Origin of the sequence: Natrialba chahannaoensis JCM 10990, assembly GCF_000337135.1 — an archaeon.
Taxonomy (GTDB): domain Archaea; phylum Halobacteriota; class Halobacteria; order Halobacteriales; family Natrialbaceae; genus Natrialba; species Natrialba chahannaoensis.
This window is the reverse complement of record NZ_AOIN01000079.1, coordinates 1-23956: the sequence shown is the minus strand read 5'-3', so window position 1 is coordinate 23956 and position 23956 is coordinate 1. Positions and strand designations below refer to the sequence as shown.

Annotated in this window: 31 protein-coding genes and 1 tRNA gene; 18 read left to right on the top strand and 14 right to left on the bottom strand. The window is 60.8% G+C overall.

Features of this window, described 5'->3' with window-relative positions; translation table 11 throughout:
* The first annotated feature begins 41 nt into the window (after positions 1-41).
* The 3 genes from C482_RS14445 (at position 42) to C482_RS14435 (ending at position 2504) form a co-directional block, all read left to right on the top strand.
* Complete coding sequence (locus tag C482_RS14445) at positions 42-584, top strand: M48 family metalloprotease (RefSeq protein WP_006168448.1); 543 nt, start codon at positions 42-44, stop codon at positions 582-584.
* A gap of 81 nt (positions 585-665) precedes the next feature.
* A complete protein-coding gene (locus C482_RS14440) occupies positions 666-1547 on the top strand; it encodes a deoxyribonuclease IV (RefSeq protein ID WP_049896786.1) in 882 nt (293 codons plus the stop codon).
* A gap of 147 nt (positions 1548-1694) precedes the next feature.
* Positions 1695-2504, top strand: a complete 810-nt coding sequence (locus C482_RS14435) for a class I SAM-dependent methyltransferase (protein WP_006168446.1) — start codon at positions 1695-1697, stop codon at positions 2502-2504.
* A gap of 77 nt (positions 2505-2581) precedes the next feature.
* Here C482_RS14435 and C482_RS14430 read toward each other — a convergent pair whose 3' ends face one another.
* Positions 2582-2791: a hypothetical protein gene (locus C482_RS14430; RefSeq protein ID WP_049896784.1), complete on the bottom strand. Its 210-nt coding sequence runs from the start codon at positions 2789-2791 to the stop codon at positions 2582-2584.
* A 142-nt stretch (positions 2792-2933) separates the two neighbouring features.
* Between C482_RS14430 and C482_RS14425 the strand changes: the two genes are divergently transcribed.
* From C482_RS14425 to C482_RS14400, 6 genes are all read left to right on the top strand, one after another.
* A complete protein-coding gene (locus C482_RS14425) occupies positions 2934-3968 on the top strand; it encodes an ABC transporter ATP-binding protein (RefSeq protein ID WP_006168444.1) in 1035 nt (344 codons plus the stop codon).
* A complete protein-coding gene (locus C482_RS14420) occupies positions 3961-4749 on the top strand; it encodes an ABC transporter permease (protein WP_006168443.1) in 789 nt (262 codons plus the stop codon). The genes C482_RS14425 and C482_RS14420 overlap by 8 nt, the downstream gene beginning before the upstream one ends.
* Positions 4750-4965: 216 nt before the next feature.
* Positions 4966-5907, top strand: a complete 942-nt coding sequence (locus C482_RS14415; RefSeq protein ID WP_006168442.1) for a substrate-binding domain-containing protein — start codon at positions 4966-4968, stop codon at positions 5905-5907.
* Positions 5908-5945: 38 nt separating this feature from the next.
* Entirely contained in the window at positions 5946-6716 is a 771-nt protein-coding gene (locus C482_RS14410; protein WP_006168441.1) for an ABC transporter permease, read from the top strand.
* Positions 6713-7480, top strand: coding sequence for an amino acid ABC transporter ATP-binding protein (locus C482_RS14405; protein ID WP_006168440.1), 768 nt, complete (start codon positions 6713-6715; stop codon positions 7478-7480). Before C482_RS14410 ends, C482_RS14405 begins: the two co-directional genes overlap by 4 nt.
* Before the next feature lie 40 nt (positions 7481-7520).
* Entirely contained in the window at positions 7521-8243 is a 723-nt protein-coding gene (locus tag C482_RS14400) for a molybdenum-dependent transcriptional regulator (RefSeq protein ID WP_006168439.1), read from the top strand.
* A 55-nt stretch (positions 8244-8298) separates the two neighbouring features.
* Here the strand turns inward: C482_RS14400 and C482_RS14395 are convergent, their stop codons facing one another.
* Positions 8299-9114 carry a DUF7095 family protein gene (locus C482_RS14395; RefSeq protein ID WP_006168438.1) on the bottom strand — a complete coding sequence of 272 codons (816 nt, stop codon included), beginning with the start codon at positions 9112-9114 and terminating at the stop codon, positions 8299-8301.
* A 51-nt stretch (positions 9115-9165) separates the two neighbouring features.
* Positions 9166-9639, bottom strand: a complete 474-nt coding sequence (locus tag C482_RS14390) for a DUF4442 domain-containing protein (RefSeq protein ID WP_006168437.1) — start codon at positions 9637-9639, stop codon at positions 9166-9168.
* Between the two features lie 163 nt (positions 9640-9802).
* Here C482_RS14390 and C482_RS14385 point away from each other — a divergent pair, with 163 nt between their 5' ends.
* The gene (locus tag C482_RS14385; RefSeq protein ID WP_006168436.1) at positions 9803-10552 is read left to right on the top strand and encodes an alpha/beta fold hydrolase; all 750 of its coding nucleotides are present in this window, start codon (positions 9803-9805) and stop codon (positions 10550-10552) included.
* 117 nt (positions 10553-10669) lie between these two features.
* A complete protein-coding gene (gene ncsA, locus C482_RS14380; RefSeq protein ID WP_006168435.1) occupies positions 10670-11629 on the top strand; it encodes a tRNA 2-thiolation protein NcsA in 960 nt (319 codons plus the stop codon).
* An 87-nt stretch (positions 11630-11716) separates the two neighbouring features.
* On the opposite strand, the gene C482_RS14375 is transcribed toward ncsA, so the two are convergent.
* From C482_RS14375 to C482_RS14360, 4 genes are all read right to left on the bottom strand, one after another.
* A complete protein-coding gene (locus tag C482_RS14375; protein ID WP_006168434.1) occupies positions 11717-12577 on the bottom strand; it encodes a nucleotidyltransferase family protein in 861 nt (286 codons plus the stop codon).
* A 221-nt stretch (positions 12578-12798) separates the two neighbouring features.
* The gene (gene ftsZ / locus C482_RS14370; RefSeq protein ID WP_006168433.1) at positions 12799-13986 is read right to left on the bottom strand and encodes a cell division protein FtsZ; all 1188 of its coding nucleotides are present in this window, start codon (positions 13984-13986) and stop codon (positions 12799-12801) included.
* Positions 13987-13988: 2 nt separating this feature from the next.
* Entirely contained in the window at positions 13989-14168 is a 180-nt protein-coding gene (locus C482_RS14365; RefSeq protein WP_004216792.1) for a ribbon-helix-helix domain-containing protein, read from the bottom strand.
* A 220-nt stretch (positions 14169-14388) separates the two neighbouring features.
* Positions 14389-15207, bottom strand: coding sequence for a double zinc ribbon domain-containing protein (locus tag C482_RS14360; protein ID WP_006168432.1), 819 nt, complete (start codon positions 15205-15207; stop codon positions 14389-14391).
* Positions 15208-15330: 123 nt separating this feature from the next.
* On the opposite strand from C482_RS14360, the gene C482_RS14355 reads away from it, so the two are divergent.
* From C482_RS14355 to C482_RS14335, 6 genes are all read left to right on the top strand, one after another.
* Positions 15331-15404 (top strand) — tRNA-Tyr (locus C482_RS14355).
* Positions 15405-15572: 168 nt separating this feature from the next.
* Positions 15573-15812: a DUF7563 family protein gene (locus C482_RS22430; RefSeq protein WP_083858626.1), complete on the top strand. Its 240-nt coding sequence runs from the start codon at positions 15573-15575 to the stop codon at positions 15810-15812.
* Positions 15805-15939, top strand: coding sequence for a hypothetical protein (locus C482_RS22675; RefSeq protein ID WP_275039633.1), 135 nt, complete (start codon positions 15805-15807; stop codon positions 15937-15939). The genes C482_RS22430 and C482_RS22675 overlap by 8 nt, the downstream gene beginning before the upstream one ends.
* Before the next feature lie 112 nt (positions 15940-16051).
* Positions 16052-16573, top strand: a complete 522-nt coding sequence (locus C482_RS14345; RefSeq protein ID WP_006168430.1) for a hypothetical protein — start codon at positions 16052-16054, stop codon at positions 16571-16573.
* Positions 16570-16866 carry a hypothetical protein gene (locus C482_RS14340; RefSeq protein WP_006168429.1) on the top strand — a complete coding sequence of 99 codons (297 nt, stop codon included), beginning with the start codon at positions 16570-16572 and terminating at the stop codon, positions 16864-16866. Before C482_RS14345 ends, C482_RS14340 begins: the two co-directional genes overlap by 4 nt.
* Positions 16863-18569: a DUF7845 domain-containing protein gene (locus tag C482_RS14335; RefSeq protein ID WP_006168428.1), complete on the top strand. Its 1707-nt coding sequence runs from the start codon at positions 16863-16865 to the stop codon at positions 18567-18569. The genes C482_RS14340 and C482_RS14335 overlap by 4 nt, the downstream gene beginning before the upstream one ends.
* 311 nt (positions 18570-18880) lie before the next feature.
* Here C482_RS14335 and C482_RS21245 read toward each other — a convergent pair whose 3' ends face one another.
* Complete coding sequence (locus tag C482_RS21245; RefSeq protein ID WP_152422020.1) at positions 18881-19630, bottom strand: hypothetical protein; 750 nt, start codon at positions 19628-19630, stop codon at positions 18881-18883.
* A 166-nt stretch (positions 19631-19796) separates the two neighbouring features.
* Here C482_RS21245 and C482_RS21240 point away from each other — a divergent pair, with 166 nt between their 5' ends.
* Entirely contained in the window at positions 19797-20207 is a 411-nt protein-coding gene (locus C482_RS21240) for a hypothetical protein (RefSeq protein WP_152422019.1), read from the top strand.
* 36 nt (positions 20208-20243) lie between these two features.
* Here the strand turns inward: C482_RS21240 and C482_RS14325 are convergent, their stop codons facing one another.
* From C482_RS14325 to C482_RS21555, 6 genes are all read right to left on the bottom strand, one after another.
* Entirely contained in the window at positions 20244-20627 is a 384-nt protein-coding gene (locus C482_RS14325) for a hypothetical protein (protein ID WP_049896781.1), read from the bottom strand.
* 163 nt (positions 20628-20790) lie between these two features.
* The gene (locus C482_RS14320; RefSeq protein ID WP_006168425.1) at positions 20791-21960 is read right to left on the bottom strand and encodes a P-loop NTPase family protein; all 1170 of its coding nucleotides are present in this window, start codon (positions 21958-21960) and stop codon (positions 20791-20793) included.
* Positions 21957-22238: a hypothetical protein gene (locus C482_RS14315; protein WP_006168424.1), complete on the bottom strand. Its 282-nt coding sequence runs from the start codon at positions 22236-22238 to the stop codon at positions 21957-21959. The genes C482_RS14320 and C482_RS14315 overlap by 4 nt, the downstream gene beginning before the upstream one ends.
* A gap of 85 nt (positions 22239-22323) precedes the next feature.
* Entirely contained in the window at positions 22324-23142 is an 819-nt protein-coding gene (locus C482_RS14310) for a hypothetical protein (protein ID WP_006168423.1), read from the bottom strand.
* Complete coding sequence (locus C482_RS14305; protein ID WP_006168422.1) at positions 23139-23765, bottom strand: hypothetical protein; 627 nt, start codon at positions 23763-23765, stop codon at positions 23139-23141. Before C482_RS14305 ends, C482_RS14310 begins: the two co-directional genes overlap by 4 nt.
* A gap of 2 nt (positions 23766-23767) precedes the next feature.
* The coding region (locus tag C482_RS21555) for a hypothetical protein (RefSeq protein ID WP_006168421.1) at positions 23768-23956 on the bottom strand (189 nt) is incomplete at its 5' end.

The following is a 23956-nucleotide window of genomic DNA, read 5'->3' as shown; positions in this document are numbered from 1 at the left end:
GCAGGTACCGAAAACGGACCGCTTTTAATTCGACGGACATATTGCTCGGTATACGACTGACCGGACCGATCGGGATCGGTGTTCGGGCCCTGCTCGGTGCTGGCATCACCGCTGTCACGTTGCTCGCGAGCACGTACGTGATAACTGTCTTTGCCGCGGCTGTTCTCATCTTCGTTGCCATGCAACTCGGTCCACTCGAGTTCACCAAGACGGGAGTCCTGTGGGCGCTCGCCGTCGGCGCGATTCCGGTGCTACCCTGTTTTGCCGTCGTCATCACACACACAATCCGGTTGGAGCGCGTCGAACTTCTCGAGAGGACTGCTCCAGCCTCGGAGATCGACGCGGATGGAGGGCGACCGCTCGAGGCCACTGGCGACCCAGGCGCACTTGCGTCGGCACTCGAACGGCTCGCAAATCGCCGTCGCCGCCGTCCATCGAGAGACCTCCGCCACGCCCAATCGACGAGTGCGATCACCGTCATGCCGACGTTGGGCGAGGACGGTAGATCGGGTGGTCTGCGGTCGACGCATCCGCCGCTCGCGGTTCGACTCGAGGCGCTGCGGTCGGTAGCCGCAACGTACTGAGTACGGTCGGCTCGTAGCGAGCAACGGTCAGTAGGGTCCGAAGTACCTATCACGAACCGGTACTGACGGGAATTTATGACCATGAAAGTCGGCGCACACGTTTCGATCTCTGGCTCACGCGTCTCATCCGATACCGAGACACCGCCGTACGACGACGTTCGCAACGCAATCCCCCGCCAGCTCGCCTTCGGCGGCAACTGCGGACAGATCTTCACCACCTCGCCGCAGGTCTGGGCCCAGCCCGAGATCAGCGACGAGGCTGCTACAGGCTTCCGCGAAGAGACTGACGCGGAACTCGAGGGACCGTGGGTGATCCATTCCTCGTACCTCGTCAACCTCTGTACTCCGAAGGACGACCTTCGCCGGAAGTCCAAAGAGAGCATGCAGGCCGAACTCGACGCCGCCGACAAACTCGGCGTTCCGTTCGTCAACGTCCACCTCGGCGCACACACCGGGGCCGGTGTCGAGGGCGGCCTCGACAACGCGGCGAGCCTAATCGACGAACTCGACGTTCCCGAGGGCGTCGAGATCCTGATCGAGTCCGACGCGGGCAGCGGCACGAAACTCGGCGGCGAGTTTGCCCACCTCGCGGGCATCATTGACCGCACCGAAACGGAGATCGGCATCTGTATCGACACCGCTCACACGCTCGTCGCTGGCAACGACCTCACGACGGCCGAGGCCGTCGACGAGACCATCGGCCGGTTCGACGACGTCGTCGGACTCGAGTACCTGAAGTACATTCACCTGAACGACTCGAAGCACGACGTGGGCACGCACAAGGACGAGCACGCTCACGTTGGCGAGGGCTACATCGGCGAGGACGGCATGCAGGCGATCGTCAACCACCCAGACCTGCGCGAGTTGCCGTTTGCACTCGAGACGCCGACCGAGGACGGTCGCGGCTTCGCCTGGAACATCGAGAAGGTCAAGGAGCTGCGAGAGGCGGAAGTAGAGGCCTGAGAACTGCACAGGACGTGTGGCGCTCGGGAGTTTCAGTCGGCTTCTCCTCGGTATTATCTCGACTCCAGTTCGACGCCACCTCGACACCACCCCAACCCCACCCGGAAAATCGACCCGTTTTTACCCGACACACGTATACTGACAGCCGTGCGTGAGTTCTCCGAAGACTACCTGCACCGGACCCGCGAGGGTATGTGGGACGACTCCCGGGCGGCACTCGAGCCACTCGCACTCGAGTCCCGCAATCGGATTCTCGACGTTGGTTGTGGGACCGGCGAGCTGAGCCGCGTGCTCGCGGCGGAGTCGCCGGGCGAGGTCGTCGGCTGCGACGCAGATCCCGAACTGCTTCGGGCTGCAGCGGCTCACGAACCGGCCATCCCAACTGTCGCCGGCGACGCCCACCGCCTGCCGTTCTCCGACGACGCCTTCGACCTCGTCGTCTGCCAGGCGCTGTTGATCAACCTGCCCGACCCGGCGGCCGCGCTCTCTGAGTTCGCTCGCGTCTCGCGCGACCTCGTCGCAGCCGTCGAGCCGGACAACGGCGCAGTCGAGGTGGACTCGAGTGTCGGTGCCGAGGACGCCCTCGAGCAACGGGCTCGCGACGCCTATCTCGACGGCATCCCGACCGACGTTTCGCTCGGTGCCGACGCCCGCGAGGCGTTCGCGGCGGCGGAGACAGAGTTCGAGCTACTCGAGACGCGCCGGTACGATCACGTTCGGACCGTCGAACCCCCCTACAGCGAGGGAGCAGTCACTGCGGCGCGGCGGAAAGCGACGGGTGCGGGGTTGGCCGACGACCGGGAGACGATGCTCGAGGGGAGACTGACGGCAGCGGAGTACGACGACCTGCGAAGTGAGTGGCGAGCGATGGGCCGTGACGTGATCGAGCAGATGGAAGAGCGAGCGTATCGCCGGCGCGAGGCGGTTCCGTTTTTCGTTACCGTCGGTCGAGTGTGACGCGCTGATTCACGGGGTCGGAAACGGTCGTTTTGCTGTTTTGTGTGTTTTCGTTTCGTCGGTCGGCGGTTCGGTGGCTACTCCTCGTCGTCCTCAGTGCGCTGTCCGAGTAACGACGCGTAGATGCCGACGAACCCGATTACAACGATGAGGATGCCGGTGAGCAGGTCGATCAGCGAAAGCAGTGCGAGCACTGATCCGGTGAGGACGAGCGCGACGTTCGCGAGCAGCGCGACACGCGGCGACTGAATCAGATCGAGAAGCGCAGACGGCGACAGCGAACTCATATCGGTGACCACCGACAGCAGCGACAAAATTCTTCGTATTACGCTGCAACAGAGTGGTCGGTGCGGGGTTACTCGCGTACCCGTCCTCTACTCTACCCGACCGAACCGCGATTACATATGCTTCCTCTGTGGACTGTTCACTATGGACGTAATCGAACTCGCGGGACTGACGAAGGACTACGGCGAGGTGGTCGCCAACGACGATGTCACGTTCTCCGTTGAGCGCGGTGAAATATTCGGCTACCTCGGCCCGAACGGGGCCGGCAAGACGACGACGATCCGCGCGCTTCTCGGACTCATCTCCCCGACCGACGGCACTGCACGCGTCCTCGGCCACGACATCACCGACGAGTCGGACCTGCTCGAGGGCAAACGCGATATCGGCTACCTCCCCGATAGTCCGTCCTTCGATGAGGGGGCGACTGGGCGGGACGTACTCGAGTTACACGCCCGGATCAAGGGAGACGAGCGAAGCGAGGAGCTACTCGAACTGTTCGATCCGCCTCTCGACAGGGAGGTGCGCGAGTATTCGCACGGAAACGTCCGCAAACTGGGGCTGGTGTTGACGTTCATGCACGATCCGGAGTTGGTAATTCTGGACGAGCCGACGAGCGGGCTTGATCCGCTGATGCAACAGCGGTTCGCCGAGTTTCTGCGAGCTGAGCGAAAGCGCGGCGTGACGGCGTTCTTCTCGTCGCATGTGCTGGGAGAGGTACGTCGGCTCTGCGATCGGGTAGCTATCATTCGGGAGGGACAGCTTGTGACGGTCAAACCGGTCGAGTCCCTGCTTGACAGGAGCGGGAAGGTGGTTCGACTCCGGACCGCAGAGCCGGTTCCGTTCGACCGATTTGACCCGTCGTCGCTCGCGGGTGTTCACGACCTCGAGACGAGTCTCGATCGGGAGGAAAGAGCAGGGGACGACTCGAACACGGCGTTTACGGAGTGTACGTTCACGTTCACCGGCGACGTGAACGCACTGGTCGACCGGCTCGACGGGATCGGGTTGCTGGACCTCTCGATCGAAGAGGCTCCACTCGAGGACATCTTCATGCGGTTCTACGGTACGGAGGACGATGTCGGTGCTGGGCGGCCATCGGACAACATCTCCGGAAGCGAGGCGGGAGACAAACAGGTGGGTGACACAGCACAACCCAGCGGAGGTGGCGACGATGCTTGAGCTCGCACGCTACGATGGCCGTCGTCGATTCAAAGGGAGTGTCTACCTCTCGATCGGCCTCGCACTCCTCGCCGCGCTCATCGTCTGGATCTTTCCGTCGTTTCGCGATGCGATGGACATGGACGAATTGCTCGCGGCCTATCCCGAACCCGTCTTGCAGGTCATGGGCATTCGAACGATGGCGACGCTCGAGGGCTTTCTCGCCGTCGAACTCTATGTCTTTGGCTGGATTATCCTCCTCGGGCTCTATCTGGCCTACAGTACGGCGGGTGTCATCGCGGACGATGTCGACCGCGGCCGGATGGACGTTCTTCTCTCGCTGCCCATCTCCCGCGCCCGCGTCGTCGGCGAGAAGTTCGTTGCGATGGCCGTTCCGATCGTGCTCGTCAACATCCTCACCCCCATCGTCGTCTACGTCGGCGCGCCACTGATCGACGAGTCGATTTCGGGGACCGACCTGCTCGCCGTTCACCTGTTCTCGATTCCCTACCTCTTTGCCTGCGCTGGCATCGGCTTGCTCGCATCTGTGATCTTCAACCGCGCGAGCATTGCCCAGCGGGTTGCCCTCGGCGTCACCTTCGCGCTGTTCCTCGTCGAGTCCCTTCTTGATGGAACGGACTACGAGGCGATCGGAGCCGTCGCTCCGATGCGCTACTTCGATCCGAACGAGATCCTTCTCGAGAGCACCTACGATGTCGGCGACGCTGCGGTGCTGGTCGGGATGACGCTCCTCCTTCTGCTGGCCAGTCAGCTCTGGTTTAGACGGTGCGATATCTCCTGACTGCCGTTGTCGACCGTCTGTCAGTCCGTTCCCGCGACTCGTCGCTCACCGATTCCCGCTCTCCGCTCGCAAACCAAAACTGGTTGCGTGCACTATCGAATACGCCGCTTTCCATCGCAGTAGTCTATTCTGGTTGTCTACAGTTAGGCGAGGAAACCGACATCGGTTACGTTGCCTCCCATAGCTATTTGCTCCCGCTCTCACATCGTTATATCCATGACGATACAACGACGGTCGTTCATCGCGACGGTCGGAAGCGGCCTTGCTGTCGGTGCCGCAGGCTGTCTCGGCGGCGACGAGACAGCCGGGGACGCACCGGGAATCGCAGGCGAGACGCTCACGCTGACGACGACAACCAGTACGTACGATACGGGGCTGCTCGATGAGCTCCACGTCCCGTTTCAGGACCGCTACGGCGTGACGATTGACACGGTTCCCGAGGGAACCGGCGCGGCGCTCCAGATCGGCCGCCGCGGCGACGCGGACGTCGTCATGGTCCACGCCAGAGCGCTCGAGGACGAGTTCATGGAAGATGGCTACGGCGTGAACCGCCGCGATCTGATGTCCAACGACTTCGTGATCGTCGGCCCCGCAGACGATCCGGCCGGCACCGCGGACGCCGACGGCGTGATTGGGGCACTCGAGTCCATCGCGGAAACTGGCTCTCCATTCATCTCTCGTGGCGACAACTCGGGGACGCACACGAAGGAGCTCGAGCTCTGGGAGGAGACGGACGTTGGCGAGCCGAGTGGCGAGTGGTACCTCGACGCCGGCCAGGGGATGAGCAGCGTGCTCTCGATGACGAACCAGCAGGGTGACTACACGCTCACGGACCGGGGAACGTACCTCTCGATGCGCGCCGATCTGGACCTCGAGATCCACGTCCAGGGGCCGGTCGAGGGTGGGTCGGACCATCTGGCAAACCCCTACGGGATCGTCGCCGTGAATCCTGCAGTCCACGAGAACGTCAACTACGAACTGGCGATGGCCTACATCGGTTTCATCACGGGTCTCGAGGGGCAGTCGATCATCGAGAAGTACACTGTCGACGACGAGCAACTGTTCTATCCCGAGGCGCTCAGCGAGGAGCCGAACTTCGAGCAGTATGTCTCGGCGGGGTGGCGAGGATCGGGTGCCAATGGCGGTGATGGGTCGTAGTGTCGATGATGGCGTCTGGCTCTCAACTATGGAGTGGGATGGGCCGGTTGACACCCGACACTGTCGCGGTCGCCGCTGACTTCCCGTTCGAGTGGACCTACATCAGAAGCATCGTGGAGGTCTCACTCTACGTGAGCCTCACCGCCGTCGTCCTGAGCACGCTCATCAGCATCCCACTCGCCCTGTTCGTCGGCTTCAAAGAGTTCCCCGGAAAGAGCGTGCTCGCCTCGGTCATCACGACGGGGATGGGATTTCCGAGCGTCGTCGTCGGACTCGTCGTCTTGCTCGCCGTCTCGAATCAGGGCCCGCTCGGCTCGCTTGACCTCGTGTTCACTCCCGAGGCGATGATCCTCTCCCAGATCGTGCTCGCGGCACCCGTGATCACCGGCGTGAGCCTCGCGGCCGTCACGAGCGTCGAACAGCAGGTTCGAGACGCGGCGTTCGCGATGGGCGGGACCCGCTTTGACGTCGCACTCGTGACGATCAAGGAAGCCCGCTACGGCATCGCGACGGCCGTCCTCGCCGGCTTCGGCCGCGCCATCAGCGAGGTCGGCGGCGTCCTCATCGTCGGCGGCAACATCGTTGGCCCCGAAGGCGAGTCCTACACACGGACTATCACGACCGCGATCCAGCTCGAGGCCCGCCAGGGGCGCTTCGAACCGGCACTACTCCTCGGCGTGATTCTGGTCGGCCTCGTCCTGTTCGTCAACGCGCTCGTGATCTGGCTCGGCAACGGCGGCAGCGGCGGTGGGAGCGGTGGCAACACCGGCAACGGCGGCAGCGGCGGCAACGGAGGTGGCCCCCGATGACCCTCCGCGCCGACACCATCCACCACGGCTACGCTGACACCACCGTCCTCGAGAATGTCTCTCTCAGCGTCGACCCCGGCGAGATCGTCGCCATCATCGGCCCCTCCGGCGTCGGCAAGACCACACTCCTGCGCCTCCTCGCACTCTTCGACCGACCGCACGAGGGCGTACTCGAGTACGACGGCATCGATGTCTGGGCGACCAGCCAGCAGGAGCGGCTCGCGCTTCGTCGGCGCATCGGCATGGTGTTTCAGGACGCCAGCCTCTTCGACGCGAGCGTGCGCCGGAACGCGGAGTACGGCCTGCACGTTCGCCGGTCGTGGTCCGACCGGTTGCGTCGTGAGATCGCCGATCTCGTCGGACTGCGAAACGGAACCAGTGACGCGCTGGAGGCGCTCGACGTGGTCGGACTCGCGGAGCAACTCGACCGCCACGCCAGTTCTCTTTCAGGAGGTGAGGCTCAGCGCGTCGCGTTCGCGCGAGCGCTGGCGTACGACCCGGACGTGCTCCTCCTCGACGAACCCACGTCGGACCTGGACCCGCGAAATACGGCCGTGATTGAGGATGCAGTCCGCGCGGCCAGTTTGCGGGGAATCGGTGTCGCGATTGCGACCCACGACATGAATCAGGCGCGGCGTGTCGCAGACCGCGTCGCGGTATTGCTCGGCGACGGCATCATCGAGGTCGCCGATACTGAGACGATCTTCGAGGACCCGGCCGACCCGCGAACCCGCAAGTTCATCGACGGAGAATTGATTTACTGATGTCTCGCAGTCGATACCACTACCACCACCTCGCCCTCACATGACCGTCGAAAAAGACTACCAGACCGAACTCACGATCGACGACGTGACGATCGACCGCCAGGATGTCGAGATGCTCGCCGCGATCGATGACCACGGCTCGATGCACGCTGCCGCCGACGCGCTCGGCCGCTCCTACGCTCGCCTCCAACGTCGTGTGGTTGCACTCGAGGACGCCGTCGGCGCGGTCACCGAGCGCCGCCGCGGCGGCGCGGACGGCGGCGGAACCGAACTCACGCCCGTCGCCCGCGACCTGCTTCGGCAGTTCGAACGCCATCAAACCGAACTGGACGGCGTCGCTCGCGCCACGGCGTCCGTCTTTCCGGGAACTGTCGTCGACCGGACGGGCGAACTCGGAACGGTCGAGACGCCCATCGGACAGATTGTCGCGCTGGTTCCTGCGGACGACTCGTCGGTCCAGGTCAGCGTGCGCTCGGATGCGGTCGTTCTCTCCGCGTCGTCTGGATCTGCCAGCGGCGCTGATACAGAGGTGACGAACACCGTGCAAACGAGCCTCAGAAACCAGTTTACGGGCACCGTTACCGCCATCGACGCCGCCGACGCCATCGCCAGCGTGACGCTCGACCTCGGCGCGGGCCACACCCTCCAGACGGTCATCACCCAAACCAGTCTCGAGCGACTAGCACTCGAGTCCGGGACGGAAGTCAAGGCCTCGTTCAAGGCAACGGCTGCGCGTGCAATTTCGGTTGCAAACGTCGATTGACGGAGGTAAGGAGGTTGACGACGGTTCAGATGTGGATCTATAAACGCGGCGAACGTTAGACCACGTCGCCACGCACTGTCACTCCATCCTGCTCCTCACGCCAGGCGTGTAGCTCCTTGGCTGCCGTCGTCGCCTCCTCGTCCTCCATCCCGAGCATTTTCAGAGCCGCCGACAGCGTCGGCAGCGCGAGTTCGCTCTCGCGGAGCTTTCGGAACGCTTCGTCGCTCCGGGTGCCGTCGGCCCAGAGGCAGACGCCGCGGGGATCGAGCAGTTGGGTGTAGTCCTCGCGCAGTGTTGCACCGCGAAGGCGCTGTGTGACGTTGTCCTCGAAGGAGGCGTTGCAGACTTCGAGGTGGATCGGTTCGTCACCGGTCCCGTGTTCGTCCCCGAGCAGGTGCGCTGCGAGACACTGCTCCGGTGCGGCGTGTCCGTTCGCGTTCGCGCGCAGGAACTCGGGGTACTCCTCGGCCCAGTCCGCGCGGACGGATTTCCCGACGCCTTCGATTCCGTGGGACTCCTGAAAGCGCGCGTCGGGGTCCTGCTCGTCGCTCCCTCCACTGCCGCCTGCAGCGGGCGCGCTCTCATCGCGCAGCAGAATATCCTTGGTCAGGTAGATATCGAGCCGTTCGACTGGATCAAGTCCTAGCGCAACGTCGCCGAAGGCCCAGACCTCGCGGACCGGGACGGGCATCCGGTCTCGCTCGACGGTGTCGACGAGGGACTCGAGTCGGTCGACTGCATCGGTGCGGTCAAACCCGCCGTTGCTGCCGTTGTCGCTGGCGCTGCTGTTGCTGTTGCTGTTGCTGTTGCCGTTCCCGTTCCGTCCCCCGCTCTCCGTCTCGCGCTCGCTATCGCCACCAGTGTCGCTCATTATCGACGGTGGGTACTCGAGTTGCAAAACGGTTTCTCAGCCACTCCTCGCTCAGGCACGTTTCGATCGATCCGTCGTCACGTACACGGTCTTTCGAATCGATGCGTGGACGGTTCCCTCGGCGTCGACGAGGTCGACGGTGTAGTGGCGGTCGATCGAGTCCGTTCCCTCGCGGTCGAGTTCGGCCCGGATCGCGTCGAGTTCTTGGTCGGTCATCGTGAATCGCGCGTACAGCGTCTCGGTACCGGGTTTTTTGAAGCGAATCTCGGCTTCCTTGTCCCAGACGGTGTACTCGTCGCCAAGGGTCTTCAGGAGCATCATCATGTGGAACGGGTCCGTTGCGGCGTACATGCTGCCGCCGAAGGTCGTCCCGACGTAGTTACGCGTCCGCCAGGTGTGTGGGAGCTTGATGCGGATTTCCTGCCAGTCGGGCGCGATGTAGGTGACTCGACCGCCGGTACGTCGATAGGCGGGAAAGAGATTGAACCCGAGCCGATAGAGTCGGGCGCGGAGGGAGTCGAACATGGGTCGACTCACACGGGCGCTTTCAAAGCAGTTCTCAAACGCTGTGTTCGTGGCTGTGCGTTGTCTCTCCCCGGAGCCATTGTGACGCCACCGCCGACGGCCGGTCATTTCCCTGTCCTGTCAAGAGAGCAGGTTTTTATCTGATCCGCTCAAAGTGAACTGTATGCGACACCGCGTCTTCAACGAGGACGGTGAGACCGAACTCGTCTTCGTCATGGGTTGGGGCAACCGCTGGACCCACGAGAACGTTAGCTGGCTCATCGGGAAGCTCACCGACGCCGGCTATCGGGTTCACGCCTTCGAGCTCCCGACGAATATCGAGGACTTCAAAGCCGACTGGCTTGAGCCAGTTGCGGAGTACGTCCTCGACTTAGAGGAGTATCAGTTACTTGCCCACAGTGCGGGTGCACTCGTCGCCCAGGCACTCGACGGCGCGGACAACCACGTCTACCTGAGCCCGTGGTGGGGGTACAATGTCGACCTACCCGAACAGGCACTCGACCTCGTCTCCCGCGTGCCGACGACGCTCCCGTGCATTCCCGTCGGCGAGATGGGGCGTGACGTACTCGGCGAGAAGGCGACAGACCACCAGATTTCGACGATGCCGCGCTGGATCTCTCCAGCGTTCGTCCGAGAGATCCACTATGCCCAACAGGACCTTCTGACGATCGATCACGACGCGGTGGTCTTCTGTACGCTTCGTGACCCCGTCGTCGACCTCCGGCCAATCGGCAAGCGTGTCCCTGCAGAACATGTCGTCCTCTACGACGGCGGCCACGAACTGTTCTCCTCGGCGATGCGCGAGCGCTACGTCGACTTGCTCCTCGACTCACTTCAGGACGGTGCCGAAGCCATCGAGGATCGCTCGGTCGTCCCGTCTCGGACACCGGCCGCGCCCGAATCGGCCGAATAGCGATCCCGGTAACGAGTCCAGTAACGATCCCAACAACAATTCCAACAACAATTCCGGAGACCACAGCGCACGCAGGAGACGAAACCGACATACGCGTTCGACGGCAAACCCACCGCGATGGACTGCAATCGGTGTGACGAGGAGGCGGTCATGCACGCCGCCTACTCCGGGGCACACCTCTGTGCGGATCACTTCCGTGAATCGGTCGAAAAGCGGGTGCGCCGGCGGGTGCGCCGGGACGACCTCGTCCCAAAGGACGCGACGCCTGCAAACCCGCAAACGTGGGTTATCGGCCTCTCTGGCGGCAAGGACAGCGTCGTCCTCACCCAGATTCTCCACGAAACGTTCGCCAAGGACCCACGCATCGAACTCGTCGGCCTGACGATTCACGAGGGGATCGAGGGCTACCGCGACAAGAGCCTCGACGCCTGCGTCGAACTGTCCGACGACCTCGATATCCGCCACGAGGTCGTCAGCTACGAGGAGGAGTTCGGCATTCAGATGGACGATGTGGTTGAGGATGACCCCGAAAACATGGCCGCCTGCGCCTACTGCGGCGTCTTCCGCCGCGATATTCTCTCGCGCTACGCAGACGATCTCGGCGCAGACCTCCTGTTGACGGGCCACAACTTAGACGACGAAGCTCAGACGGCGCTGATGAACTTCCTCGAAGGCGACGTCGAACAGATCGCCAAACACTTCGATGCAAGCCTCGGCCCGCTCTCCGAGCGCGAGCAACAGGACGAGTTCGTCCCGCGCGCCAAGCCGCTTCGTGACGTCCCCGAAAAGGAAGTCGCACTCTACGCCCACATCAACGACCTGCCAGCGCACATCACGGAGTGTCCACACGCGAGCGAGGCCTACCGTGGCGAGATCCAGCAGCTATTGTACGACCTGGAGGAGAACCACCCCGGCACCCGGCACTCGATTCTCTCTGGATACGAAGAACTCGCAGGCATCACGTCCGACGAGTTCAGCGGCGAGGACGGTGCAGACCTCCAGGACTGTGCCGAGTGTGGATCCACGACGACCCGCGAAATCTGTCGGAAGTGCTCCTTGCTCGAAGCGCTGGTTTAACTACTCAAGTACCGTCTCGCAGTACTCACACGTCTCCCGTCCCGAATTGTTTAGTGAGACATAGTTAGGAACGGTTTACTCGTTGACTCACCTGTCGCCTCCGCGACGATCCTGATCACGACTTGTTCTCTCAAACCGTTTCCGCGCTCGCTCGAGATCAGCAGGCGTATTCACATTTCTGTGCCAGCCATCGAGTTCGACACCGACGTAGTATGCACCATCAGCCAGCAGGGACTCGAGTGCAGCCGTGAGTTCGAACTCGCCGCTGTCGGCCCGGTCGATTGTCCGACAGGCTTCGAGCAGGTCAGGTCCGTTGTGGGTCTGGATGCCCGCGGCCATGTAGCCCGTCGTCTGCCCACGCCCGACCGTCGACTCGATAGATTGAACACGCCTGCCGTCTGCGAGCGAACACAGTGCTGTGGCTTCGGCTTCGTTTCGCGAGACGCGGTCGAGTAGCAGTGTCCCGTCGACGTCGGGTTCGCGATGGCGGTCGGCGAGCGGTGAGAGATCACAGTCGAGGGCATTATCACCGTTTATCGTCAGTACGTCGTCCGGGAACGCGGTGTCTGACACGGTTTCGTCTTTGTTTTCCTCCTTATGCTCGTACTCGTACGCGTCCTCGTTCTGGTCGTCGTCAGATGCGAGTGTGACACCGTAGCCGTCCTCGGCTGCCTGGCAGACAGCGTGTGCGATCCCCTTCCGATCGCGTTGCCACGCGTAAGACACTGGTACGTCGTCGACTGTATTGCCGATTCGGTCGACGATTTCATCGCCTCGGTAGCCGACGACGATGGTGAATTGTTCAATGCCAGCAACTGTGTTGGCGACGGTCTGCAGCGTTCGACTGAGCAGGGGCTCACCGGCGACCTCGAGCAGTGGCTTCGGTGTGTCGTCGGTATACGGCTGTAGTCGCGTGCCGCGACCGGCAGCGAACACGAGTGCGTGCATCGGCTGGTCGTCTCACACTGTCCGCGTGCGGCCTGTTGTACATTCCGGTTGGATATCGACGGAGCTAATCACACGACACGCTGTCTGCACTCAGTGTCCAGTAAGACCTTCGCAAACGAGCCCACTCAAACCGAACTGAACGAAACCGAACTAAACGAATCAGAGTGAATCAAAGCTGTACCGCGACTGCACCGCCACGACTAGCCAGAACCCAGCGTCGGTTAGCGGATAACGTCGACGCCGTTTTGCTTGTCGAGTTCGCTTCGGCCGCCGTCACTCTGGGCACCGAAGCTCTGGCCGGATTGTTCGACGTTGTTGCTTGCGTCGAAGTCAGTGTCGTTGAGTCCCTCGATGCTCGCGCGGGACTTGTCGGCCTGCTTCTGTGTCGTCGGGCCCAGCACCTGTGCGCTTTGGACGCCGGTCATGATCGCCATGACGCGGACCTTGCCCTTGTAGTTCTCCTGAATCCGGGCTCCCCAGATGACGTTTGCAGACGCCTCGAGGCGCTCCGTGATGTTGTCCGCGATGCCTTCGGCCTCTTTGAGTGTGAGGTCCGGCCCACCCGTGATGTGGACGAGCCCACCGGATGCACCACGGTAGTCGACGTCCAGTAGCGGATGGTTCATCGCGTCCTTGACGACTTCGTCGGTCTTGTTCTTGTCCTGTGTCTCGCCGACGAGCATCACCGCGACGCCGCCCTGGTTCATGATCGTGGACATGTCTGCATAGTCCAGGTTGATCAGGGACGGCTGGGTGATCGTCTCCGAGATGCCCTTGACCGTTTCGGCGATAATCTGGTCCATGACCGAGAACGCCTTACCGATCGGAAGGTTCGGGACGTAATCGAGCAGTCGGTTGTTGTCGAGGACGATGATCGAATCCGCCTGATCGCGGAGCTTCTCGAGCCCCTCTTCGGCCTTGACCGTGCGGGCACGCTCGACGTTGAACGGTGTCGAGACCATGCCGACGACGATCGCTCCCTGTTCCTTGGCGATCTTCGAGACAACGGGGGCGGCACCCGTGCCGGTGCCACCGCCCATACCTGCCGTCACGAAGACAAGGTCTGCGTCGCCGAGGACCTCTTTGACCGTACTCTGGGCCATCTCGGTTGCGCGTTCGCCCATCGAGGGGTCACCGCCAGCACCGAGACCGTTCGTGAGCGACTTGCCGACGAGGATCTTCGTGTCGGCCTCGATCATCTTCAGATGCTGTTTGTCTGTGTTGATCGCCACGGTGTCAGCGCCGTCGACACCGATGTTATACAGCCGGTTGATGGTGTTGTTGCCGGCACCGCCACAGCCAACGATGACGATTCGGGGGTCACCGAACTCGTCGCCGTCCATCGTGGCGTCCATCTCCCGTGCTTCCTGTTCTGCGTTCTCGAGGGCGTCCTGAACAATATCCTGCATTGTTAGACCTTCGCCCAGTTGTGTTTTCCGGCCTGTTCGCTGTGGCCGTCGTACTGCTCGTTGATCATCTCGCGGACGGCCGACCGGATTGCTTCACTCCGGTTCGGGAACTCGCCCGAGTCAACCAGCTGCTCTACCTCATCGATCTGCTGTTTCGGAATTCGCAGTGTCACACGCTCCATTGTTGTATTCCCCGTTGGGTAAGACGATGGCGCGCCCCTGTCAGACGCGACGTGTCTTACACCGAGATCGCCCATCGTCGGGCGATTTTGGGCATTTTCAGCCCGGTGTAAGACAGTCGTCTTACGCGAATAAACCGAATACTGCCCTTCATAATAAAACTATCGACGAATCGGATTTTCATTGTCTTACAACTGTCTGTCAGACGGGACTGTCGAACAGTTATCGGGGCTCTAGAACGTCGGCTGCCGGCGTTCGTCTCCCACAGCCGGGGCAGAACGACCAATCTGACCGGTACTCATCGCCACATTCACAGAACAGCCGTCGTGAAGACTTTTCTCCACAGTTCGGACAGTATACGTGGTCCGAGTCGACGGTTTCACCACACTGATCACAGGTGTGTTTTGTCTCTGTTGACGCTGGTTGTGTGTTTGTCTGTGGCCGTTCGTTGTTTCGAGTGTCTGGTGATCGATCCTGTCCGACAGCAGCACGACCGGTTTGGTCAGACTGACCACTGTCCGACTGGTTGCTTGTTCGTGGATTGCTTGTCCGTCTTGTCTCACGCGTCTGCGCGTTCAGCGCTTGCTCCTGGTCAGTCCGGGACTGCTCGGTAACACCATCAGCAACACCCGCCAGCGAAATAGTGACGTTTACATCCTGTGGGTCACGCGCCGGCGGCTGCGTCTGCACCCGACTGTCACCTCGGTGGACAGTGTCAGACAGTGTTCCTACCGGCCCGGTTCGACGGGCGCTACTCTCGTCAGTGTGTGATTCGAGTCGTTCATCGAGCCGTTCGTCGACGCGCTCGCAGACGAGATTCTCAAGAAGGCACTCGAGTTGCGAACCGATGTTTGTTTTTTCGTTGGTGGGTGATGATGTAGCTGCCCGTTCCGCGTGCGCCTCGTCGCTGGTCTTACACTCGGCTTCATCGTAACCGAGATAGGACCGAAGGGCCTGACGCATCGCCTCGCTTTTGGAGAGTTCGAGGGACTCGAGCTCCTCAACGAGGTCGTCGTCAGCACGGAACGTGATCTTGCTCATAGCCGATATACAGACATATTGATACGCATCCTATATCAATCATGCTGTTACATGGTACCACGGTTGGGCCGGAGCGGAAATAATAACCCTTATGTCTACCTCGGCGACTACGTTTGAGTGCGACCGCCCTTAGCTCAGACTGGTAGAGCAGTCGACTGTAGATCGACTTGCCCCCCGTTCAAATCGGGGAGGGCGGACTCAGATTCTCGCCGAACTGTAGTCAAAACGGATAGCGGTGTATGCAGCAGCGTTCGGGCTTCTACCCTCAGTTTCTCATTCGCGAAAGCGACCGGTAAATCCGGTGTGGAGCTTGTCTCCACTCGGGGGTCTCCGCTTGCTGGCGAATTTTGTAGTGGAGAGTCGGGGTGGTCTGTGTGACGATCGTCCAGCAGGCGTTAGACAATTCTTCGACCTGCCGTCACTGCGGAGCCCATGTCACCGACCGGTTCTGCCGCGTCTTCGGTGACGATCAGAACCGGGCCCATCGCTGCGGCGAGTGCGATACGTATGCGCGCCTGAGCCGCGGCTCTGCCGCTGGTATTGACGTTCAAATCCCCGACCCAGAGACATCTCTCGGCCGTCACGGCGGTGAGGTCGATGCGTAGGACACTGTTTGTCCGCGCGAGCCAGCTGTACGATGTCGACAGTCGGACGCCCATCGCCCATCCAGCCCACCAAGCAACAGACGAGGAGGTTCGTCGAGCAACCGAAAGTCGGGGTGAGGCGGCATGAGCCGTCTCGTCGAATCAGACGAGTGCGAACGATGTGATGAGCAGGTCACTGGTCTTCGCCGACTCTGTTCAGACTGCACGCGCGCAGTGCGCGACGCGCAGGAGGGTCCGCTATGAGTTCGCGAGCGTCCGCTCTCGAGAGTTCGAAGGCCAGCGGTGACGCGCTCGAGGCGGAGTTGGTGCAGACGATCAACGCCCTGGAGTACGTCGGTGATCGGACCGCAACCTGGCACGACGCACGAACGACCGCGCTCCTCGAGCCGGCCCACTCACTGCCGTTCTACGGCGTTGTGGTGGTTGAACCGGAAACGCCGGTCGAAATCAAAGGCTGCCAGATAGAGACGAGCAACGGGGACAGCACGACTCGCGGACGCTTCTACGTCAAACGCGACGCTCACGAGCAGTTGCTCGAGGCTGCCGGGATGTACCTGCTCGTCGTTTACATTCCGCGCCCGGGGCTCCCCCAGGTCGCCCGCGCGATCGTGCCGGCGACGATCGTCGACGAGCTGCTGGTCGGCCGGTGGTACGAGGTCGGCGGTTCGCGCTCGGAATCCGAGGTCGCGAAGCTCGCCTGGTCGCACGTCATCAATCCTGCGGGAGTCGACGCATCGGCACCGGTCGATGATCGACGATGAGTTCCGACATCGAGCACGGTGAGAGAGATCTCACCGCTGAACTCGCAAGCCCAGCCGCGGGCAAGGTCGGAATTCCCGTCGACGCGATCTGCGTGGGCTGTGGGCGGACGCGAGTCAAGCGCGCACCGCTCGCCGAAGTGAGCAAAGATCCGAGCAAGGACCCGACCGAACTCAAGGCGGAAGACCTCACGTCGCTCAAGCACGTCTGCCACCGGTGTGGTAGCGCGACGTGGTGGAACGCGGTTGCGGTCCTCTCGGGGCTCCTCGAGCAGGAAGGAGGTGAGGAGGCGTGAGCCAGGTCGAGACGACGCCGCACGAGTGCGAAGGCCGCTGGAAGTGGCCCGACTGGGGCCGAGGTCCGTACGACGCACTCTCGTCGGTCATGCTCGGCCCGCCGTTCGAAGGGTACCTGGAATTGGATACCGAGATCGACGGCGAACCGTGGCATGTCAAAGTGAGCTACAGTAAATCCGGATTTGCACCGCGGCTCTCCGACGGAATCAACGCCGAACGGCTCTACGAGTGGGATATCGTGGGCCGTGGGCGTGGCGAAAGCAAGGCGTCATTCAACATCTCGCCCCGGTTCCCGAACATGCGCCACTGGGAAACCGGCGAACCGGTGAACCTTCCCTGGGAGAATCAGGTCGGCGAGGTCGACGGCGTCGACGTCGAGTTCCATACGAGTAACATCGAACCAGAGCGTGGGCTCGAGTTGTTGCCCGAGTTCTTCGCGGCGATCTTCGAGAAGGCCAACGAACGGATTCACTCAGAGTACTTCCGAGCGCCGCCGCACGAAGCAAGTCGCATGTGGGCGTACGAGCGGTACGTACGTATTCGTCGTGAATGGGCTGCGAAGCTGTCCTCGGCGGGAGTCCTGCAGAAGATCGCACTCCACCTCTCCGACCTGGAGGGAGTCAAAGCCGAGCTCCACATCGACAACGAGGAAGTGATCAACCACCAGAATCGGTTGATACTGAACCCAGCTTCGGCGAAGGAACTCTTCCCGGACCACACCTACGGCCGCAAGTTCGAGATCTACCAGTTGGCTGACCCGGACGCTGTCTCGAAAGACCACCCGTCGTACCACCCGAAGGTGGAGGTCTTGGTCAACAAGAAGATGAACGACAACACGGCGTGGGCGTGGGCCGANTCGAAAGACCACCCGTCGTACCACCCGAAGGTGGAGGTCTTGGTCAACAAGAAGATGAACGACAACACGGCGTGGGCGTGGGCCGATCGACACGAGGTCACCGAGCAGATTGAGGAGACGCTGCTAAACGCGCTTCACTGGGAAGACATCCCTCTCGGACCGGACGGTAACGGTGTCTACGTCGAAGACGATCACTTCGACGCGGTCGCTCGAGATGACCTTGTGGAACTCTACGACGATCCGACGCCGCGCCTCGAGGCCAAGAGCGAGCACCTGCTCATGACCACGCTGCAGGATCTGGGCGAGACGCCGCGGGAGGTGACTGAGGAGGTCGCGACCGACGGTGGGTCGACCGTTGACGAACTCGCCGACCAGCTCGGCAAGCATCCCGCGACGATCTACCGGGCAATTCAGGATCTGGACGACATTCTTGAACTGGACCAGGGCGAGGTCTCGTTCCGAGTCCGGAAGTACCGCGAGGAGTTACGCGCGCTCGTCGAGTCGGCGGAGTACGCGATCGAGAGCTTCGCCGATCGGATTCAGCATGTGATGGGCCTGGCCGATCACGTCGCAGAGTCCTCGCCGTTCCAGCAGTGGCTTGCGGAGAACGGTGCCGAGATCGAATACGACGAGGCTGGGAACCCGAAGAAACTCCGTATCGATGCGATTCTCTCGCTGCTGAAGGGCGATAGCTTCGAGAACGCCCGCGAGGTCGCACAGGAAGCGATCGACGCGTGGCGACACTCAGGGAACGACGTAGTGCAGTTCAGCAAGGTGTCGATGGTCTGGCGGACACCTGGAGGCGGACGAGACAGCCACCGCGTGGGTTCGATCGCCAGCTGGTAGAACAGCCCTCGTGAGTGGCAACACTGTCGTAGTACTTGTTTTCAGCAACTCAGATTGTATTCTATCGGTGACTGTCCAGTTTTGGTTGTAGTCCTCGGCTCGAGCCGGGGTCGGCACCGCGATCGCGCCGCACCACATGCGGGTCGATTTCGCGCTTCGCGCGAAACGCCCCTTGACGGGTGTCCCCAAGGGGACAGAGTCAAAAAATTACACCGCCCCGCCCCCGCTTCCGCACGCAGAACTCCAGTGGAAGCACATGAAACGGGGGCTTCACCTCCTATGAAGGTAGTTGAAATAGAAGAGATTGTGAATTATATTGCTCTCAATGATATAACTGATATTTGAAGGATGACAGAGATAGCAATAGCAATACCTCCGTACATTGCCCATTTGTCTATTTGCTCACTTATGTACGCGGACGCATTATGCTCAATGGGTATAATAGGACCTAACCATCTCCAGTCATCACTAGCTTCATCGACATTTGGCTTAGTGAATCCGTGATTCGCTGTTTTGTTACGTTCTGCCGCTGGACCTCCTGTCTCTTCATCGTAGCAGAATAGAATTGCGTCTCGCCCAAGGTCTACTTTTTCAATCCTTACCTCTTCAACTAAATCTACAATTCCAACCTCAGAATTAGATATATCTTCTATACCATGATCGGATGCTATTATATCTCTCTGGGAGTCACCACTTCCATTTCCCCTATGATCTCCAAGAAAGTCCAGCACTTCATTGAATCCTCTATCGTCTTGATTTAGTTTATATAGGGTGAGCAAAGTCTCCCAACCATCTTCAAATCGAGAGGGTCTGACAAATCGTTTGATTCTCGGTATTCTTGGGGCCGCGAATAATAGTGGTGCAGCAGCACTGCTTATAATCGCACCGAGCTGGAGCAAAGTTGTTGCTCCGAGATATTCCCCATACTGAATTGCCAAATAGGGTGTTATAAAAGAGATGTAAAGGCCAATCCCCAAAATAGCGAAACCTGCACACACCCGGCAGGAAACAGAATCAGGAGATTGGCTAGTGGACTGTTCAAGATCACTGGACTCTGGCATAGACTAATAAATTATGCCCTTCCCAATAAAATATACTGGACACGTCACTCAAACACTCCAATAAAGATATTAATAATTATATGATCTGGAAACCTCCTTGGAAATAAACAATGGTATACCATATCACGACGAGTATAAAAGTCAGGAAATTAAATAAGTAATAGCTATGCCAACGATCGATACTCCTTCAAGTGTTCCAGTTTGTACTGATCAGAGCGAAATTCGAGACGAGAAACAGAAAGCAAAAGAGGAACAACGTCCTTTCGTTGCTGTGACAAATGAAGAATCAATGCCAGGCTGGCGAGTTGTCTATATGATGGACCAGACTGGAGAGAATCGTCAAGCGTGGTACTTCTTAACTGAGGAAGCAGTCGAAGAAATCGATCAACAGAGGGAAAAATTTGTTGAGTACATGGACAGCGAAGTTGTTATCGAAAAATGTAGGGTCAAAGAAGGTGCCTTACACGGTTTGAGCCAGTCTGACGCTAAAGACCTCGCAGATCGCTTCGCTGATGTTGTTTGGGACACAGATAATTGGGAAAAATACGCGCCACGAGACGTATTTGAGATGTCATAAGTGACTACTTTACTTTGAGACCAATGGTGATGTTGCTTAAAATATATCTGAGATGGCTATTTTCGCCTGCTCGGTTCCCCGATGGTTTCCGCCGCCGTGCCACCGGAGTAGCGGGAGATCGCACGAACGGACCATCTTGTCCTGAAGGATCGTCAGCCCCGATCGCCCATGTGGTCGGTAGACGACGAAACAGTACCAGCCGTCGTGTCGCCGTAGTTTCTCGTGGTACTCGCGATAGATCTTCCAGTTTCCGGGCTGACCGTTCGAATGCTCGTGCATCGTTGACTTGATCTCGACGGGTGTGCCGTTGCCGAACCTGGCGTCGTGCCACGAGCTGCGCTCGAGTTCGAACCGACGCTTCGCGGCCATTCGTTTCTCGACGGCCGTGCCGAAGTGGTTCGCTCGCTTCGAGCGATTCACGCGGACCACGCGCGTCGCGCGCCGATATATATACTCCTCCGCTGCTGGTGAGTCGAGCGCGGAGAGCGCTGCGATGGGCTACGGCGTCGCGGTCCTGACGGACCGCGCCGCCCATGACTGTAGGGGGGTCGCTTCCGCTTTACAGGTAGACACCCCGACGCCGTCATGCAATCACCTGCTCGACGGTGTTAACCCAGTCTGCCTTCTTCCCGCCTTCGTCGATGTCTTTCCACCAATTCGAAACGGTAGCGTGGCTGTAGGGAACGAACTCGGCGGTTTCGCGCGCGGACATTCCCTGTCGGCGGCACTCTTTCATCGTCCAGGCTGCGACACGTTTCACGTCCTCCTCGGCGATTGTCTTGCCGTCTTTGCTGTCCCCCTCGGGTGCTTCCCAGGCCCAATCGGCTTCGTCCTGCGTGTGGAAGTTCCAGTCCGTCGGTGGGATGCCCTCGAGCGGTCGTGGATCGACGTCGACGAGTTTCCCACCCGAGACACGATCGGCGACGACGGCAGACTTCTGCGAGGTCTTCTTGATGATGATGCCGACCCGCCAGAGTAGCGGATGAATCGAACTCTCGCCATGCGCGATGTAGATGAGTGCGCCGCCGTACTTGCGGATCTTGTAGACGAGCGGTCCCATCTTCTGGCGGACCTTGTGGCCGTCTGCACCGGTGCCGCTGGCGTTCGTCGAGAACTCGTCGCCGATGAAGAGCTTCGGCTGCTGAGGGTTGTTGACGGGATCACCGTCCTGCTTGGCCCACTCCTCGAGCAGCGGGTAGTGTGGAATCCAGCCGTCTTCAACGGTGCCATCGTCTCGGACCCACCGATCGGTCCGGTCAAGCGTTCGGATGTTGCTGCCAACGAGGAGATCGCCGTCGACCCACCGTTCCCGAAGCTGGCCCAACAGCCCAGCGAAGTCGGTCTTGCCCGCGCCCATCTCGCCCAAGACGACGATGACGGGTGCCGGGCCGGCGACGATCTCCTGGAGTCGGGTCACGGCTTTGATTCCGGCGAGGTCAGCCTGCTGGCTTGGGTCACCGATGTAGTGCTTCAGCGTGAGCGTATCGCCGTTGTCGAGTGCGTTTCGGGCCGTTTCGCTCCCTTCGACGCGAAGGATATCCCGGTTCTTCCCGACCGCCATGTAGTCTTTCGCGGCCTTTCCGTCCCACTTGTCCGGCTCGTGGTGGATCGCACGCATCGCCAGCTGTCTATCGACTTGCTCGTCCCGAACGAATCCAGTGTGCGGGAGCACCTCGTCCGGGGTGCGCTCGAGCTTGCCCTCCTGGTACTCGCGAAAGCCACCGACCGTGTAGTTGTCCTGCTCGTCACTCATGCTGACTCACTCTCGAGTTCCCGGATGATCTCTTGGGCGTCGATCTCCGCCTCGTCGAGTGCGTGCTCTATCTCCTCTCGCTGGCGTCGACGAATCGCGTTCGCGAGCATTCGGTTCTTGCGCTGCTCGAGTTCGGTGACCATTTCCCGGCACTCCTCGGCGAGCAGTCGCCTCTCTGGCCGTTCAGTATAGTAGTCGAGTTCGCGAGTCTTCTCACGGTAGCGCTCGAGTTCGCTGGTCGTCAGTTCGAAGAGTCTCTGCTGTCCGTAGAATCTCATTNGTAGTCGAGTTCGCGAGTCTTCTCACGGTAGCGCTCGAGTTCGCTGGTCGTCAGTTCGAAGAGTCTCTGCTGTCCGTAGAATCTCATTGATCAGTCCCTCCGTCGGTTGCAGCGGCCTGTTCTGCGGCCTGTGCGCGCGTCTGTGGTGGCCCGCTGGTCGTGTCGATCTCGTGCTCGTCGGCGTACTCTTCGACGTACTTGGTCACGTCTTTGATCTGGTCGATGTCGCGGTCCTCGGCGTCGCTCTTGGCCGATTCGAACCGCTCTTTCACCGATGTTCGTGGGTTCATCAGACCGCGCTCGTCGGCTTCTGCTTCCTCGTTGATCACATCACTCTGAATCTGGAGGCCCATCTTCGAGATGCGTCCGCGGAGCCGATTGTACTCCAGGAACGCGTCGACGAGGTCGCCGTGAATATCCTCGAGCATGGCCTTCGTCGTGACGAGCTTCGAGTCGGCCACCTGGCTGAAGTAGCAGCCGCGTACGACCAGCTGGCCGGTGTCCTCGTGGTACGTGAACTCCCGTACCTCGTACGCTGTCTCATCGTTACAGCGGTACGGAGACGGCCCCTCGACGGTCTTCTCTGCCCATACCTCGGGTGCGACGTAGAGCTTCCGACGGGTGTCCGTGACGCCGTTGATGTGGTACACTTCCTCCATGTGCCGGTTTCGGAGCTTCCGGGCACCGGTGACGAACAATCCGAGCAGCGGCGGCCCAAGGAGGAGCATCGCCGCGAAGATCCCTCGAGCGACCGGCGGCATGCCTGGAATCTCCGGTCGAATCCAGATGAGAGCCGCGCCGATCGAAACAGCGGCACCGGCGACGAGCAGCTGGCCTTCCGCGAGCAGGTAGGTGAGCCGGTCCGACCAGCTGCCGAACGTGGCGCTGGTGTCTCCGCTCATGCTTCGATCACTCCGCTGTCTTCGCTGCGGATCACGTAAGCCGTTCCAAGCCCCGCCAGTCCGGTTGTCATAATGACGCCGGTGAAGAGGCCGGACTCACCGCCGAACGTCTCGAACGGATTCTCTTCGGTCTCTGGCTCTTCCATCTCCGTGCCGAGCCGAACCGTCGTACCCTGGACCGCGACGCCAACGGTCGACGCGCCGTTGACTTCCCGCACATCCATGGTGATCGTGCTCTCGCCGGTGTCGATCTCGAACTCATCTTGCGGGACTTCGACCGCACCCTCCTGGTCGACGCCAGCGAGTGCGTCAGAGACGACGACGGTGAACGGCCGGTCGGCGTCGAAGGTGATCGTGGCGGTGCCATCCTCGAGCTGGTAGTCGAGAATCCGAAGGTCGTCACCGAACTCGACTTCATATTCTGGATTGGCGCTTTCGTTGCTGGTCTCCTCGGCNTCCTCGAGCTGGTAGTCGAGAATCCGAAGGTCGTCACCGAACTCGACTTCATATTCTGGATTGGCGCTTTCGTTGCTGGTCTCCTCGGCGATCGCGGTGCCGCCCATCAAGCCCACGCCCATCGCGAGCGCCAGGGCTGCGACGACGGATAACGTTAGAACCCGCATCGTTAGTCACCTCCGAACGGGAGCAGATTCGTGACGACGCCAACGACGACTGCGACAGCAGCACCGATGATAGCAACTCCGGCGAGCGGTGATCCGGTCCCAAAGTCGGGGATATCATCGCCGCCTGGAATGCCAATACTGGTGTCGCTGTCGTCTCTGAGCGAGTCTTGGTAGTCCTCGGTCTCCTCGAC

Excerpts from the sequence above, each read along its gene's own strand:
- C482_RS14440 (WP_049896786.1), top strand. The coding sequence starts at position 666 with ATGAAAGTCGGCGCACACGTTTCGATCTCTGGCTCACGCGTCTCATCC.
- C482_RS14430 (WP_049896784.1), bottom strand. The coding sequence starts at position 2,791 with ATGAGTTCGCTGTCGCCGTCTGCGCTTCTCGATCTGATTCAGTCGCCG.
- C482_RS14425 (WP_006168444.1), top strand. The coding sequence starts at position 2,934 with ATGGACGTAATCGAACTCGCGGGACTGACGAAGGACTACGGCGAGGTG.
- C482_RS14420 (WP_006168443.1), top strand. The coding sequence starts at position 3,961 with ATGCTTGAGCTCGCACGCTACGATGGCCGTCGTCGATTCAAAGGGAGT.
- C482_RS14415 (WP_006168442.1), top strand. The coding sequence starts at position 4,966 with ATGACGATACAACGACGGTCGTTCATCGCGACGGTCGGAAGCGGCCTT.
- C482_RS14410 (WP_006168441.1), top strand. The coding sequence starts at position 5,946 with ATGGGCCGGTTGACACCCGACACTGTCGCGGTCGCCGCTGACTTCCCG.
- C482_RS14405 (WP_006168440.1), top strand. The coding sequence starts at position 6,713 with ATGACCCTCCGCGCCGACACCATCCACCACGGCTACGCTGACACCACC.
- C482_RS14400 (WP_006168439.1), top strand. The coding sequence starts at position 7,521 with ATGACCGTCGAAAAAGACTACCAGACCGAACTCACGATCGACGACGTG.
- C482_RS14395 (WP_006168438.1), bottom strand. The coding sequence starts at position 9,114 with ATGAGCGACACTGGTGGCGATAGCGAGCGCGAGACGGAGAGCGGGGGA.
- C482_RS14390 (WP_006168437.1), bottom strand. The coding sequence starts at position 9,639 with ATGTTCGACTCCCTCCGCGCCCGACTCTATCGGCTCGGGTTCAATCTC.
- C482_RS14385 (WP_006168436.1), top strand. The coding sequence starts at position 9,803 with ATGCGACACCGCGTCTTCAACGAGGACGGTGAGACCGAACTCGTCTTC.
- ncsA (WP_006168435.1), top strand. The coding sequence starts at position 10,670 with ATGGACTGCAATCGGTGTGACGAGGAGGCGGTCATGCACGCCGCCTAC.
- C482_RS14375 (WP_006168434.1), bottom strand. The coding sequence starts at position 12,577 with ATGCACGCACTCGTGTTCGCTGCCGGTCGCGGCACGCGACTACAGCCG.
- ftsZ (WP_006168433.1), bottom strand. The coding sequence starts at position 13,986 with ATGCAGGATATTGTTCAGGACGCCCTCGAGAACGCAGAACAGGAAGCA.
- C482_RS14365 (WP_004216792.1), bottom strand. The coding sequence starts at position 14,168 with ATGGAGCGTGTGACACTGCGAATTCCGAAACAGCAGATCGATGAGGTA.
- C482_RS14360 (WP_006168432.1), bottom strand. The coding sequence starts at position 15,207 with ATGAGCAAGATCACGTTCCGTGCTGACGACGACCTCGTTGAGGAGCTC.
- C482_RS22675 (WP_275039633.1), top strand. The coding sequence starts at position 15,805 with ATGCGTAGGACACTGTTTGTCCGCGCGAGCCAGCTGTACGATGTCGAC.
- C482_RS14345 (WP_006168430.1), top strand. The coding sequence starts at position 16,052 with ATGAGTTCGCGAGCGTCCGCTCTCGAGAGTTCGAAGGCCAGCGGTGAC.
- C482_RS14340 (WP_006168429.1), top strand. The coding sequence starts at position 16,570 with ATGAGTTCCGACATCGAGCACGGTGAGAGAGATCTCACCGCTGAACTC.
- C482_RS21245 (WP_152422020.1), bottom strand. The coding sequence starts at position 19,630 with ATGCCAGAGTCCAGTGATCTTGAACAGTCCACTAGCCAATCTCCTGAT.
- C482_RS21240 (WP_152422019.1), top strand. The coding sequence starts at position 19,797 with ATGCCAACGATCGATACTCCTTCAAGTGTTCCAGTTTGTACTGATCAG.
- C482_RS14320 (WP_006168425.1), bottom strand. The coding sequence starts at position 21,960 with ATGAGTGACGAGCAGGACAACTACACGGTCGGTGGCTTTCGCGAGTAC.
- C482_RS14315 (WP_006168424.1), bottom strand. The coding sequence starts at position 22,238 with ATGAGATTCTACGGACAGCAGAGACTCTTCGAACTGACGACCAGCGAA.
- C482_RS14310 (WP_006168423.1), bottom strand. The coding sequence starts at position 23,142 with ATGAGCGGAGACACCAGCGCCACGTTCGGCAGCTGGTCGGACCGGCTC.